Source organism: Nocardia sp. NPDC047654 (genome assembly GCF_043205035.1).
GTDB lineage: Bacteria > Actinomycetota > Actinomycetes > Mycobacteriales > Mycobacteriaceae > Nocardia.
The window spans coordinates 1,545,597-1,557,705 of the sequence record NZ_JBIDDF010000001.1 but is presented as its reverse complement, the minus strand read 5'-3'; the positions used below and the strand labels follow the sequence as shown (position 1 = coordinate 1,557,705).

The window sequence follows — 12,109 nt, the reverse complement described above, 5'->3', positions numbered from 1 at the left end:
GCGATGCCGTCGCTGGGCGACAGCGGCGGCATTGCCGTGTTTCCGCGATTCCGTGCGATCAGGAGCCGCGCCGGCGTTCCAAGGCCTTCGCGATCAAGGCCCGGGCGCGATCGCCGTACTCGGCTTGGTCGGCGAGGATCGCGAAGGTTCTCTCGTGCAGGGCGATCTCCGACGGCCGGGTGATAGTCAGTTCGGCCGAGACCGTCTCGGTGAGCACCTGCGCCCGGTCGTAGATGACGAAGTTCGTCGCGGGGGCGCGGTAGTCGGCGCAGATCGGGATGATGCCCAGCCGGACCCTCGGATTGGCCATCACCGCGAGCAGGTGGGTGAGTTGCTCCGCCATGGTGGCGGCGTCGCCGACCGTGCGCCACAGCGCGGCCTGGTTGACCACGAAGTGGAACCGGTGTTTGGCCCGGAAGAGCACTTGCTTGCGGGCCATACGCGCGGCCACCGCGTCCTCCAGGTCGTCGCGTCCGCCGGTGACGGCGATGCAGGCGGTCAGGATCGCCCGCGCGTAGCCCTCGGTTTGCAGCAGTCCCGGCAACGTGTCCGGCGCGTACCAGCGGATCTGCGTGGTCTGCGCCTCCAGGTCGATCGACTGCCGTTGCCTGCGCGCGTGTCCGGAGGCGACGGTGCGCTGCCACTCCAGGTACATCGACTGCAGATTGCGCGCGTTGGCCACCAGATCGTCCAGCACCGCTGTATTGCCGCACGCTTCGCACCACGCGGCGAGGTCCGCCTCCGAAGGCGTCTGCTTGCCGCCCTCGATCCGGGAGACCTTGCTCGAATGCCAGCCGCACCTCGCGGCCAGTTCCAAGCCGGTGAGGTGGGCGGCGCGACGTAGTTCACGCAGGCGCGCGCCCAGCACCTCGCGTGCGTCCGACACACCGTTCACTCGCCTACGTGCTCACTCTCGCAATATCGTTGATGGTCGATCCCCTTGGGCCACAGCCGCTCCCGCACCCGTGAATAGCGGGCGACCAGCGCCGGGTCGGTGGTGATCGACAACCCCGTGAACGCCCCGTCCTCGGCGAAGGTGTTGAAGGCGACCGTGTTCGTGTCGAACAGCCAGTAATCGTCGTAGGGCAGATCGGCGGGATCGACCAGATGTCGCGGCAGCCAGCGCACCGCCTCGCCGGTGGCGATGTTGTCGTCGGTCGCCGACAACAGCCACCGGGTGTAGTCCGTGTGCGGCACCGTCACGACGCGTAGTCGTTCGAGCGTGACCCCGCGACCGGCTGACTCGACCATCAGAGCATCCCAGGCTTTCCACGACTCGGGCTGTTCCTCTCGCTCGTACGCTACTCCGGCATCGAAGCGGCGCAACGCCTCCTGCTCGTCGTCCATCAGGTACTGATCCCGAACCTCCAGATGGAACGCGCGAAACCGAGCCGCCCGGAACAGCGGCTCGTAGCAGCGGTCGCCGACGACGTGCAGCATCAGCGCACCACCACGGCGGTTTCGTGACATTCGAGAGTCAGCTGGGCGAGCAACTCGGGATCGGTGACCGGCTCCCCGGCCACCAGCACCGATCCGCAGGTTCCGCTCGCCTCCACCCGTAGCCACATCCCCGGCTCCAGCCAGTCCAGCAGCTGGTGCGGCACCAGGACCGTCCCGGTGCGGTCGGTGGCATCGCCCTGCACCACGAGCACGCCGGTGTCGCTCGCGTACACGGCGGGACAAGCTCCATGATCGGATCCGGATCCGAGAAGTCGCAGGTTCATAGCTGATCCTTTGCGAGAGCTGGCGGACGATGTCGTGCAATCGTCCCTACCGGAGGCTCTGCGGGTCAACGCACTTCGCAAAGTCGCGCAAAGTCGTGGCGGCGGTACCGGTGTGGCTTCTACCGTCGATTCGGCAACTCGGGGCCACGGCGCCGGCGTCGATCCCGGGCTGCCTTTCTCCCCCGAGGGAAAGGGCTCCGACATGATGAGACGACCCAGGACTGCCGCCGATTTCGCGGTGCTGGGTGTGCTGGCGCCAGGCGGATTGCTCACCGTCGAGCAACTGGCTCAGCAGGCGCGACTGACCGCATGGTCGGTACGCAGCGCATTGCTGCGACTGCAGTCGCGCGGTTTGATCATGGACTGCCGCCACCGCGGTCGCTGGACCATCACGCAGCGCGGCCGCGGCGAATGGGCCGCGAAGGGACGCCGATTCACCTTGTGAGCCGAGGCGGGACGGCTTCGCTCGGATCGCCGATAAGGTGCGGATGGCCGGATCGACGTCGCGTATGACCAGTAGACGTTCAGCATTCCGGTATGGCCGTCGGAGGTGCCTGAGGGCCGCACTGTGTTCGGTCGTGCTGAGCGCCGGTGGATGCATCGGGGCGGTCGATGGTCGACACACCCTTTACTGCGTCACCGACCGTGGCGCGGTCACCGACGAGGGATTCTTCCTGCCGTTCCTCGTCCTGATAGCGGTACACGTCGCGATCATCACCGCCGTGGCCTTCCTTGCCGGTTGCTGGAGCCGTCGCAGCACCGCGCCCCCGGCCGATCCGCAGACCACAGCATTCGAACCACCTGTCTACGGATCGCACGAGCCGGACCCTGTCTGACAAGCCTGGCCGACCGACCCTGGTGGCTCGGAAGCGGGGCCGTGGCCTCGGTCTGGCGATCGTCGCGGCCGTCGTCAAGGCGCACGGCGGTGACATCTCGGTGGCCGGCGAATCCGGCCACATCGAATTCACCGTGCGCCTGCCCGGTGCCGGGACCGGCGCCGCGAACTACTCGGCCCGTCAACCGCATCGATGCGTGTTGGGAACAGCGGAACGTCGTGGTCGTGCCTACGCTGCCGGTGCGTTCGTCACGGGTACACGATGCTCTTCGCGCCCACCATGCGCACCAGGCTGAAGATGGGCAGCCCGATCACCAAATGCTCGATCCCCGTCGAGATGCCCACCCACAGGTCACTGGACAGGGCCAGTGGAATGATCACCGCCGCGGCGGTGAGGATTCCCACGATCCAGCTGAAGAACAGTTCCGGTGACGGAGTGCCCAGGCGAAGCAGATACCAGAGCACACCGCCCAGCAGCGCGCAGATGAAGGCCACCACCGCGAACCAGTACGCGTCCTGGGCCATCGGGTTCCACACCCCGAAATTGCCGCTCTCGCTCACCCTGGTCGCGATGATTTCGATGATCCAAGCGCACAGCCAGGCCGCCAGCGCGGTCACCACCGCCGCCGCGATCACGCCGCCGGTGAACATGCCGATGTTGACCTCCGGCCCCTGCGGCGGCCGGGACCGCTGCTGGTCCGGATGATCGGACTGCTGATACGCGCTGTAGTCGGACTCCCGGCCGTAGCCGGCCCCCTGGCCGTACCCGGGATCCCGGCCCTGCCCAGGGCTTTGGCTGTACCCGTGATCTTGGCCGTACCCGGGATCACGGTAATTTCCCGGCTGATAACCGGCTTCGTAACGTGCGGTGTGCTGGTCGCGCGGATCCATGGGATTCAACCGCCGATCACCTCCGTCGAAAGCGTGTGTGTGCGTCGAGTGTAGGGCCGGACCGGACACGCCGCTGCCCCCTACCCAACTCCGCTCGGCCCGTGAGTCGGCCGCGGAAGCCAGCCGCGCTCGGACGAAACCCACCGTCTCCCAACGGGCTTACACCTGCTCGAGAACTGCGCGCCCGGGCCGGCCGTTGCCGCTGATCGCTGGATGGCGGTTGACCAGCGAAAACCGCTACGAACCGGGAGACCTGCACGACCATCGGGGTGCCCGCCGCAGCCGTCACGGGACCGAAGTCCCGGCCGATCCCGCTCGCCTCTGCCGCCGGATGGATCGGCGGCCTCGCGGACTCGCTCGCGTCGTTACCTCCGGCAGATGATCGCGAGCGGGCGGTGGTCACCGATCCGTAGCGCAGTGACCCACCCAACAGTGCATTCTGGAATGATTCCAATAAAGCGGCGGTTGGTTCTGTTGAATGATTCCGAAAGGAGTACAACCCATGACTGCCGCACCTCGGACCGAGCAGCGGACCAATCGCCGCCTCGCCGACGATGTCCGGAATTTCACCGCTTCCCCCCGGCTGGCCGCAGGCCTACAGCGCGTGCTCGTCGATCTCATCGAACTGCACCTGCAAGGCAAGCAGGCGCACTGGAACGTCGTCGGGACCAACTTCCGCGACCTGCACCTCCAGCTCGACGAACTCGTCGACGCGGCCCGCGAGAGCAGCGACACCATCGCCGAGCGGATGCGAGCCCTCGACGCCGTCCCCGACGGGCGTTCCGACACCGTCGCCGCGACGACGAGCCTGCCGCCCTTTCCCGCCCAAGAGGTGAACACCACCGACGTCGTCGATTTGATCACGACGCGGACCTACGCGGCGATCGACACCATCCGCGACGTGCACGACGCCGTGGACGCCGAGGACCCCAGCACCAGCGATCTGCTGCATCAGGTCATCGCCTCGCTGGAGAAGCTGGCGTGGATGATCAAGTCGGAGAACCGCGGCGTCTGACCGCCCGCCCCGCCGCGCGCACTGCTCGCTCGCGGCGGGTCCGCCTCAGAAGTGCGCGGCGCCGCCGTCGATGGACAGCGGCACCGCGGTGATGTACTTCGATTCGTCGCCGACCAGGAAGAGCCCCGTGTCGGCGATCTCCTCCGCGGTCGCGGCCCAGCGCGGCAGGAACGGGGTGCCCATCCCGTTGAGCAGCGGGTTGGTCTCCCCCGCCGCGGCGAGCGCGGACTGCATGTCACCGGAACCCATCGGCGTGTTCACCCCGCCGGGATGGATGCTGTTGACCCGGATCTCGTACTTGCCGAGTTCGGCGGCGAAGGCCCGCGCCATCCCGGTCACCGCGTGCTTGCTGGCGGTGTAGTGCACCATGAACGGCTGCATCTTCACCCCGTCCCGATCGCCGAAGTGGTAGGCGACCGCGGAGTGGTTGGCATTGCCCGCGTGCTCGGCGATCCGCCGGCTGGAGACCTGGTCGATGCCGTAGCGGCCGTACAGTTCCTCGGCGGCGTCCATCAGAGCCCGCCGGGCCGCGTCGCTGTGCCGTGCCATCCGTCTCCACTCTTCGTCACCGCGAGATCAAGTCAGGTGGCGTAATTTGTCGATGGCCAGCGACACGACCGGCGCCCGGAGACCGCACCGACTCGACAGGTAACCGAACTTTCGGGAACGACCCGGCGCTATGTGACTGCACATTCACGCAATTCAGGAGGCGTCGCCACGTCGGCGATGCGATGGCGCTGTAGATTCTCCCACTCCTGGCGCATGACAGCCCCGACATGCGGTTGACTCAACATAATCCCTGCTTATATTCAGTTTTCTACTCGTCGCGGTGAGCCGCGCCCTACGCCTCCAGGGCCGGTAGCTTTGCGATTTCGCATACGGGACGGCACGAAAGCACGCTAGTATGTGAACAACGATTCACGAACAGAGGAGCGCGATGATGCGTACCCCCCTTCGGCTCGCCGCCGCCTCGGCCGCAGCGGCGACTCTCGTCGTCACCGCGGCCGGTGCGACGGCCGAACCGATCAGCTCCGCGCCGGTGACCACCGTCGCGGCCGGAACCGGCTCGTCGGCGGCGGACTCCGGATCGGCGGCAGCGCGCACGGGCTTGTACTACCTCGAGCGCGGCGACATCATCGGAATTCTCGTGCTGATGGTCGCCGCCCCTTTGCAGATATTGACCAGTGGAATCTGCGACCTGGCCACGATGTCCGCGCTTCCGAGTCCGTGCGTCGCAGGGCCCCAGTGAACCGCACCCGGCTCCCGTTCAGAAGCGCGGCCGAGCGCATGAATAGGGTCCGCGGGCAAAGTTTCTGACGCGCGAGGTCTCCGGTGGCGGGTGATCGACCGACTCCGACTCCGGAGGCCCTCGGGCCAGTCCGGCGGCGCAAGCGATATCGATCGGCCGCCGGCACTCCGAGATCGCCGCTGGATGACTTCCCTCGGTTTGTCCTGCGTATCAAGGGGTAGGCGATGGTCGCGACAGCGACGATCCAACCCCTCAGGAGAACCACCCATGAATCAACCCCGCGACACCGCCGACGAGGCAGACTCGCACGAAACCTCGGATGCCCGAGAAAAGAGCATTCTCGAGGGCCGATCCGACGCGTCCGGCAACCTGGCGGGCCCGGGTCCCAACAGCGACCGAGATGAAGACCCCGACACGTAATCCGCGACCGGAACACGATGCGGTCACCGAGAATTCGCGCCGCAGGGCGAGGTGACCACGAGCTGGAGCTGTGGTCAGCCCGGTTGTCGATTCGCGGGTCACACTGTCGTTCTCAGGTCGATGCGACAGACCCGCCCGCGGTCACCCCCGGCTGGAGCCGATAGAGAACACCGTGTCGATGAGCCGGCCGAACCGGCGGGTGAGCCCCTCGGCCGACTCCTCCGGATGCTCCCGAGCCCAAGCCATGATCGCGTCCACCGCGGCTGTCCAGATCCGGGCGAGCGCGTCGATGTCCTTCTCGTCGGTGTCGCCGAGTTCGTGCAGGAATCGGCGCACTCCCGAGGCCGCGTGGTTCGCGATCCGTTCCCGGTAGGCGTGGGCCGATTCTCCCGCGTCACCGGCATCGGGAGCGGTGGGGTCGTGAATGATGCGCCAGGCGGTGCGGTCCGGGCCGAGAGTGTCGAAGATGCCGCGCAGGGCGTTCGCCGGTACGGCGAAGAACTCCGCCTCGCCGCCCATTTCGAGATCCAGGCGTTCGAGCAGCGGCTCCCCCACGATGGTCAGGCATTCGGCGTACAGCTGCTCCTTCGAGACGAAGTGCTGATACACCAGCGCTTTGGAGATACCCGCGCGCGCCGCGATGGAGACCATCGACACTCCCGCGAATCCATGCTCGGCGAACTCCCGCATGGCGGCCGCCAGAATCTCTCGGCGTCGATCGTCGGAGGGCATGCCCTTGGTTCCCAGACCCGAGGCCGTTGACATGGCCTCGAACTTACCTTACGGTCACTTCAACGGAAGTGACCGTAAGGTCATATCAAGGGTGTCGGAGGAACCAGGCCATGTCCCTGTGGCAACAGATCAATCAACCGGTGACCTACGCCATCCCCTTCTTCGTCCTGGCCATGGCGCTCGAGATCGCCGCCCTGCGCGGGCACGACGACCTGGCCGGCTATGCGAAGGTCGATGCCCGCACCAGCCTGATCATGGGGGCGGTATCCGTATTCATCAGTGGCGCGGCGAAATTCGCCGCACTGATCGCCTACGCGGCGCTGTATGTGCGCGCACCGTGGCAGCTCGATCCGCGCAATCCGCTCGCGTGGGTCGTGGTCATGGTCGGCGTGGACCTGCTCTGGTATCTCTACCACCGGGTCTCACACCGCGTACGGCTGGTCTGGGCCGCGCATCAGGTGCACCACAACAGCCGGTACTTCAACTACGCGACAGCGCTGCGGCAGAAGTGGAATCCGTGGTTCGAACTGCTCTTCTGGACGCCGCTGCCCCTGCTGGGCGTACCGCCGTGGATGGTGTTCACGGCCTGGTCGTTCAACCTCGTCTACCAGTTCTGGGTGCACACCGAGACCATCGGGAAACTGCCGCGGTGGTTCGAGTTCGTGTTCAACACTCCCTCCCACCACCGCGTGCACCACGCCAGCGATCCGGAATACCTCGACAAGAACTACGGCGGCATCCTCATCCTCTGGGACCGCGTGTTCGGCAGCTTCCGCGCCGAAACGTTCCGTCCGACCTACGGACTCACCAAGAACATCGAAAGCACCGATATCCTCACACTCCAGTACTACCAATTCGGTGCGCTGTGGCGTGACCTCCGCTCCACGCGGCGCGTACGCGACTGGCTCGGCTACACCTTCGGACCTCCTGGCTGGGAGCCCGGCGCGGGGGCGACACAGATCGCCACCCGGGTCGGCCTGGATTGAATTTCGCGACCGACCACAGGGGCACCGTCGGTCGATACCGGGCGTGATCACCTCCATGTGGCGGTGTTCTCGCGGGCGTAGGACTTCAGATCCCGTGCAGGGTGGCCGGTGATCCGTTCGACCGTATCGGTCACCACGGCATTGCCGCCGTCGCGGATCAACCGGAACAGGGCCAGCTGCCAGATGATCGAGCGTTCGTCCAGACCGGCTTCGCTCAGGCCGTCGGCGAACCGGTCGGCGGTGATGGCCCGGTAGCGCAGTTTCCGGCCCGCGGCTTCACCCAACGTCTCGGTGACCTGCCGGAGGGTCAGGACCTCTGGGCCGGTGAGGATGTGAACTTCTCCCGAATGTCCCTCCTCGGTGAGCGCGGCGGCGGCCACTTCCGCGATGTCACGGGTGTCGACGAAGCCGACGACGGCATCGGCGGCCGGAAGCGCGAGTTCGCCGTTCTCGCGCAGGGACGCCGCGAAGCCCTCGCCGAAGTTCTGCTGGAACCAGTTCGGCCGCAGAATGATCCACTCCTTGCCCGAAGCGCGCACGTCCGCCTCCCAAGCGGCCATCGGAATGGCGTCGGGCAACTCGTCGACGCCCAGCACCGACAGCAGCACTACTTTTCGCACATGCGCGGCGGCGGCCAGCAGCTCGCCGACGAGGCCGGGTTCGCCGGGCACGGCGTACGGGCCGACGACGTACACGACGTCGATGCCGTGCAGCGCGGGAGCCCAGGTGGAACGGTCGGCCCAATCGAAACGTACCGGTTCGACCCCGGTGGTGGCCGCGGCGGGAGTGCGGCTTGCCGCGCGCACGTGGACGCCGCGGGCTACCAGCGCGTCCACCACGGGCCTACCGGTCTTGCCGGTCGCGCCGAGCACCAGAACAGTCATCGTATTTCTCCTCGGATCGGTTGTACCGGAGAAAATCTACGGATGATCGCCCGGATGATGAATGCCTGAAAATCCGGAATACATGTCCTATAGTCCTGAACCTGTGGACGTTCTCTCCGACGCGCTTGCCGCGATGCGAACGGGCCGAACCCGCGCGGCCCGCACCGACGTACGAGCGCCGTGGGGCCTGCGCTTTTCGGCCGTCACCGGCACGACCTTCCACGTCGTGCTCAGCGGCACGTGCTGGCTGGTGGCCGACGGAACTCAGCCCCTCGCGCTGAGCCAGGGCGATGTGGTTTTCCTCCGCACAGGCAGCTCGCACGCTCTCGCGGACAGCCCGCACACGCCGCTGATCGACTTCGCTCCCGAGCGCTCGGAACCGGATTCGCCGATCGGTCATGTCCGCGTGGACGGCACGGGAGCGCGGTCGATTCTGCTCTGTGGCGCATACCAGCTCGATCGAACGCGGCCGCATCCGCTGATGCGGGAATTGCCCGTGTTCCTGCACCTACCCGCCGGGAACGCGGAGCTCGGTCATCTCGTCGGCCTGCTGGCGACCGAATTCGACCAGGATCGGCCCGGCCGGGATGGCATCGTTCCCCCGCTGGTCGACGCGATGCTGCTCTACATCCTGCGCACCTGGGCCGACCAGCGCACCGATGCGCCGGGATGGGCGCGGGCGCTCGCCGACCGGGCGGTCGGCCAGGCGTTGCGCGATATGCACACCAACCCGGCCGCCCCCTGGACAGTGGAACAACTGGCGGCGCGAAACGGACTGTCCCGTTCGGTGTTCGCCCAGCGGTTCACCGCACTGGTGGGCGAACCTCCGGTGTCGTATCTGACCTGGTGGCGGATGACCAGCGCAGGCCGCATGCTCCGCGAATCCGACGCCCCGCTCAGGAATGTGGCCGCGCAGGTCGGCTACAGCTCCGAATTCGCCTTCGCCAAGGCGTTCAAGCGCGCTTACGGCGTGGCGCCGGGGACATACCGCCGCTCGGCGATGATCGATATATCGAGCGTTCCGACCCGGACTCCGGCCTGATGTCGGATTCCTCGGCGCGGTAGAGGGTGTCGAACCAGACCTCGCCGGTGAGGATCCGCGCGGGCACCTTGGTGGTCGGCGGTGGTTGTAGGAGTTCCACAGCGTGGATGTCACAGCGTCAGCCAGAGCCTGGCGGTCGGGGTGACGGCTCATCGCGATGATCCGCTCGGCCCCGAGTCGCGCGGCGGCCAGCACGCTGAGCAACCCGACCGCGCCGTCACCCACCACGGCGACGGTCTTGCACCATCGGTTCCGGACTACCTCCCGGTGATGCCCAGGCAACCCCCGTGCACGCGCTTGCCGGAGTCTCTCGCGAGAGGTGTACCCCGGGCAGCCACACCGACGTGCCGTCCGTGGGTCTGCGCCACGATGCCGTGGCGGCGGGCAACAGCGAGCGGTCGGCAATCGGCTACGCCTCAGGTCCGGTCGTGGCCCGCTTCTCGAGCACTCCGGCGAGGGCCGAGGCGATCATGGCGACCGCCCGATCATCGTCCTGGGCCGTTCGCCGCAGGATGCCCAGCGCGATGGTCCCCGGCATCTCGGCGAGCGCCTGAGTCAGGCGTATCCGCACAGCGGAGTCCGCGGTGGGTGCGGCGAGTTCATCGGCAAGCGCGCTCATGATCCGGTCCGCGCACTCCGGATCCAGTGCCAGTGCGCCGAGCACCTCGGCCGCCTCGACGTCGTTCGCACCCGCGACCACCATGCCGACCAGGGCGGGCACGGCCGCGGTCACGCCACGTGTGCCCGATGCCAGCGCCGCGTGCCCGCGCACTGTCGCGTCGGTGTCCCCGAGGGCATCCGCGAGCAGCGAGGTCGCCTCGTCGCCGGGCATCTCGGCGATCGCCTGCACCGCGCGCCGCCGGATGTCGACGTTCTCGGAGTACACGCCGGATGCCACGCTCGCCACACCGTCACCGCCCGCCCGCGCCAGTGCCCACCGCAGGGCACCGGCGACGTTCGGATCGGATTCGGCGAGCACCGCCTCAGCCAGCAACTCGAGGGGAACCGGCACGTCCTCGGGCGGGGCCAAGACGGTTTGCTGGCGGCGCGCGGCGCTGGGCGAGTGCAGGCCGTGCAGGAGCTCGATGATGCGCAGGACGCCCTGCCAGCCGGTGGGCGCCGAGGCGTCGACGGCACGCAGTCGCTCGAGCAGCTCCTGTTCGCGCCGCAATCGCTCCTCGGTCCGTCGGATGAGGTCACCGACCAGCGCGGACGGTGTGAAGGCGGGATCCTCCAGGGCGGATCCGATCTGCCGCAGCGACAATCCCAGGGACCGCAGACTTTCCACGTGGAAGATCCGGCGGATGTCCTCGGCGGAGTACTCGCGGTAGCCCCCCACGGTGCGGCCGGTCGGCCGCACCAGCCCGAGGGAGTCGTAGTGCCTGAGCATCCGGGTACTCACTCCGGAACGGCGCGCCACCTCGCCGATCAGCACGCTGTTCCCTCGACCCGTTCCGGGCCGAGCGCGACGATCCGTTTCGCCTCGTCGACGGCCGGGTCGAAACCGGCATCCGGGTCGTGCAGGAGCTGCTGGGTGGCGCGGGCATGCGCACGCACCGCCGGGTCCGCACTCGCCCGTGCGGTCCGCAGGGCGGGCTCGATCACGTCTCCGAGCGCGACGAGTGCCCGGCTGAGGCTCCGTTGCACATTGCGGTCACCGCGACCGAGTTGTGCGGCCAGTTCCGCGGCCAGACCTTCCTCTTCCCCCGGGGGCACGAGGACGACGGCCGCACGCCACGCGCTTCGCGCGACCTCGTCGTCGGCGTCGTGCAGCAACGACCGGGTGATCGCGGGCCACGAATCCCGGTCCCCGATCTTCGACAGCGTATGCAACGCCTGGCTTCGGGCCTGGGAGCGTTCGGACCGCAGCTCCGCGCGGAGTCTGGGCACCGTGATCTCCGAGGGGAAGCGCGTCAACGCCCAGGTGAGCATGTCGCGCACGAAGAAGTCGGGCTCGATCGCGCACCGTGCCACGAGCGCGTCGACGAAGCCGTTGTCGGGGTGCGTGCCGACCGCCAGCGCGGCCTGGAGCCGCGTCGACGAGTCTCCGGCGGACAATGCCTCGAGCAGCCGCGTGTCGTGTGAATTCCTGTGTGCCGAGTTGATGGGGACCACCTCCTGCACCCAGTGAAGACCATGTCACAGTGTCAAGGTCAAGCGCGGGACGCGCGGGGCGATCAGCAGCTCAGCGGGAACCGGTCGAGCCGGCGCGAACCCCGGCCGCGGGAGGGGCACTGCGCCTCCGCCAGGGGTCGAGGCCGCGCCGCTCGGCAGCGCGCTTGCGGCTCACGTCCAGAGACGACCTCGCCGCTGGAGGATGTCGCCAACGGC

The 12,109-nt window shown here is 67.7% G+C and carries 14 protein-coding genes and 4 pseudogenes; 7 read left to right on the top strand and 11 right to left on the bottom strand.

Annotated features, from left to right (window positions below):
* Positions 1-58: 58 nt before the first annotated feature.
* The 3 genes from ACGF7Y_RS07385 to ACGF7Y_RS07375 are packed head-to-tail and all read right to left on the bottom strand — an operon-like array spanning position 59 to position 1,724.
* A complete protein-coding gene (locus ACGF7Y_RS07385; RefSeq protein ID WP_393230329.1) occupies positions 59-886 on the bottom strand; it encodes a helix-turn-helix domain-containing protein in 828 nt (275 codons plus the stop codon).
* Between the two features lie 5 nt (positions 887-891).
* Positions 892-1,440 carry a DUF6879 family protein gene (locus ACGF7Y_RS07380; protein ID WP_393230326.1) on the bottom strand — a complete coding sequence of 183 codons (549 nt, stop codon included), beginning with the start codon at positions 1,438-1,440 and terminating at the stop codon, positions 892-894.
* Positions 1,440-1,724: a hypothetical protein gene (locus ACGF7Y_RS07375; RefSeq protein WP_040866739.1), complete on the bottom strand. Its 285-nt coding sequence runs from the start codon at positions 1,722-1,724 to the stop codon at positions 1,440-1,442. The genes ACGF7Y_RS07380 and ACGF7Y_RS07375 overlap by 1 nt, the downstream gene beginning before the upstream one ends.
* 202 nt (positions 1,725-1,926) lie before the next feature.
* Between ACGF7Y_RS07375 and ACGF7Y_RS07370 the strand changes: the two genes are divergently transcribed.
* The 3 genes and pseudogenes from ACGF7Y_RS07370 to ACGF7Y_RS07360 form a co-directional block, all read left to right on the top strand.
* Positions 1,927-2,169 (top strand): GntR family transcriptional regulator, encoded by a 243-nt coding sequence (locus ACGF7Y_RS07370; protein ID WP_357120211.1) that lies wholly within the window; start codon positions 1,927-1,929, stop codon positions 2,167-2,169.
* Between the two features lie 133 nt (positions 2,170-2,302).
* Complete coding sequence (locus tag ACGF7Y_RS07365) at positions 2,303-2,560, top strand: hypothetical protein (RefSeq protein ID WP_393230323.1); 258 nt, start codon at positions 2,303-2,305, stop codon at positions 2,558-2,560.
* A 25-nt stretch (positions 2,561-2,585) separates the two neighbouring features.
* A pseudogene (locus ACGF7Y_RS07360) lies at positions 2,586-2,714 on the top strand (ATP-binding protein); the annotation flags it as partial.
* 94 nt (positions 2,715-2,808) lie between these two features.
* Here ACGF7Y_RS07360 and ACGF7Y_RS07355 read toward each other — a convergent pair.
* Positions 2,809-3,450 carry a DUF6069 family protein gene (locus ACGF7Y_RS07355; RefSeq protein ID WP_393231020.1) on the bottom strand — a complete coding sequence of 214 codons (642 nt, stop codon included), beginning with the start codon at positions 3,448-3,450 and terminating at the stop codon, positions 2,809-2,811.
* 502 nt (positions 3,451-3,952) lie between these two features.
* On the opposite strand from ACGF7Y_RS07355, the gene ACGF7Y_RS07350 reads away from it, so the two are divergent.
* A complete protein-coding gene (locus tag ACGF7Y_RS07350; protein ID WP_393230320.1) occupies positions 3,953-4,465 on the top strand; it encodes a Dps family protein in 513 nt (170 codons plus the stop codon).
* 45 nt (positions 4,466-4,510) lie between these two features.
* On the opposite strand, the pseudogene ACGF7Y_RS07345 reads toward ACGF7Y_RS07350, so the two are convergent.
* A pseudogene (locus ACGF7Y_RS07345) lies at positions 4,511-4,855 on the bottom strand (SDR family oxidoreductase); the annotation flags it as partial.
* Positions 4,856-4,864: 9 nt separating this feature from the next.
* Positions 4,865-4,978 (bottom strand): annotated as a pseudogene (locus ACGF7Y_RS07340) (TetR family transcriptional regulator); the annotation flags it as partial.
* 427 nt (positions 4,979-5,405) lie between these two features.
* Between ACGF7Y_RS07340 and ACGF7Y_RS07335 the strand changes: the two are divergent.
* Complete coding sequence (locus tag ACGF7Y_RS07335; RefSeq protein ID WP_157106495.1) at positions 5,406-5,714, top strand: hypothetical protein; 309 nt, start codon at positions 5,406-5,408, stop codon at positions 5,712-5,714.
* A 561-nt stretch (positions 5,715-6,275) separates the two neighbouring features.
* Here ACGF7Y_RS07335 and ACGF7Y_RS07330 read toward each other — a convergent pair.
* Positions 6,276-6,899, bottom strand: coding sequence for a TetR/AcrR family transcriptional regulator (locus ACGF7Y_RS07330; RefSeq protein ID WP_393230316.1), 624 nt, complete (start codon positions 6,897-6,899; stop codon positions 6,276-6,278).
* Positions 6,900-6,976: 77 nt separating this feature from the next.
* Between ACGF7Y_RS07330 and ACGF7Y_RS07325 the strand changes: the two genes are divergently transcribed.
* Positions 6,977-7,852 (top strand): sterol desaturase family protein, encoded by an 876-nt coding sequence (locus tag ACGF7Y_RS07325; protein ID WP_393230314.1) that lies wholly within the window; start codon positions 6,977-6,979, stop codon positions 7,850-7,852.
* Between the two features lie 47 nt (positions 7,853-7,899).
* Here the strand turns inward: ACGF7Y_RS07325 and ACGF7Y_RS07320 are convergent, their stop codons facing one another.
* Complete coding sequence (locus ACGF7Y_RS07320; protein ID WP_393230311.1) at positions 7,900-8,736, bottom strand: NAD(P)H-binding protein; 837 nt, start codon at positions 8,734-8,736, stop codon at positions 7,900-7,902.
* A gap of 61 nt (positions 8,737-8,797) precedes the next feature.
* Here ACGF7Y_RS07320 and ACGF7Y_RS07315 point away from each other — a divergent pair, with 61 nt between their 5' ends.
* Complete coding sequence (locus ACGF7Y_RS07315) at positions 8,798-9,778, top strand: AraC family transcriptional regulator (RefSeq protein WP_393230309.1); 981 nt, start codon at positions 8,798-8,800, stop codon at positions 9,776-9,778.
* A gap of 102 nt (positions 9,779-9,880) precedes the next feature.
* Here the strand turns inward: ACGF7Y_RS07315 and ACGF7Y_RS07310 are convergent.
* The 3 genes and pseudogenes from ACGF7Y_RS07310 to ACGF7Y_RS07300 form a co-directional block, all read right to left on the bottom strand.
* Positions 9,881-10,018 (bottom strand): annotated as a pseudogene (locus ACGF7Y_RS07310) (IMP dehydrogenase); the annotation flags it as partial.
* A gap of 169 nt (positions 10,019-10,187) precedes the next feature.
* The gene (locus ACGF7Y_RS07305) at positions 10,188-11,213 is read right to left on the bottom strand and encodes a MerR family transcriptional regulator (RefSeq protein ID WP_393230307.1); all 1,026 of its coding nucleotides are present in this window, start codon (positions 11,211-11,213) and stop codon (positions 10,188-10,190) included.
* Positions 11,207-11,893 (bottom strand): HEAT repeat domain-containing protein, encoded by a 687-nt coding sequence (locus ACGF7Y_RS07300; RefSeq protein WP_393230304.1) that lies wholly within the window; start codon positions 11,891-11,893, stop codon positions 11,207-11,209. Before ACGF7Y_RS07300 ends, ACGF7Y_RS07305 begins: the two co-directional genes overlap by 7 nt.
* Between the last annotated feature and the right edge of the window lie 216 nt (positions 11,894-12,109).

Bases quoted from the DNA above. Each gene is read 5' to 3' on its own strand.
- ACGF7Y_RS07370 (WP_357120211.1), top strand. From the start codon at position 1,927: ATGATGAGACGACCCAGGACTGCCGCCGATTTCGCGGTGCTGGGTGTG.
- ACGF7Y_RS07350 (WP_393230320.1), top strand. From the start codon at position 3,953: ATGACTGCCGCACCTCGGACCGAGCAGCGGACCAATCGCCGCCTCGCC.
- ACGF7Y_RS07375 (WP_040866739.1), bottom strand. From the start codon at position 1,724: ATGAACCTGCGACTTCTCGGATCCGGATCCGATCATGGAGCTTGTCCC.
- ACGF7Y_RS07315 (WP_393230309.1), top strand. From the start codon at position 8,798: ATGCCTGAAAATCCGGAATACATGTCCTATAGTCCTGAACCTGTGGAC.
- ACGF7Y_RS07335 (WP_157106495.1), top strand. From the start codon at position 5,406: ATGCGTACCCCCCTTCGGCTCGCCGCCGCCTCGGCCGCAGCGGCGACT.
- ACGF7Y_RS07330 (WP_393230316.1), bottom strand. From the start codon at position 6,899: ATGTCAACGGCCTCGGGTCTGGGAACCAAGGGCATGCCCTCCGACGAT.
- ACGF7Y_RS07320 (WP_393230311.1), bottom strand. From the start codon at position 8,736: ATGACTGTTCTGGTGCTCGGCGCGACCGGCAAGACCGGTAGGCCCGTG.
- ACGF7Y_RS07325 (WP_393230314.1), top strand. From the start codon at position 6,977: ATGTCCCTGTGGCAACAGATCAATCAACCGGTGACCTACGCCATCCCC.
- ACGF7Y_RS07380 (WP_393230326.1), bottom strand. From the start codon at position 1,440: ATGCTGCACGTCGTCGGCGACCGCTGCTACGAGCCGCTGTTCCGGGCG.
- ACGF7Y_RS07355 (WP_393231020.1), bottom strand. From the start codon at position 3,450: ATGGATCCGCGCGACCAGCACACCGCACGTTACGAAGCCGGTTATCAG.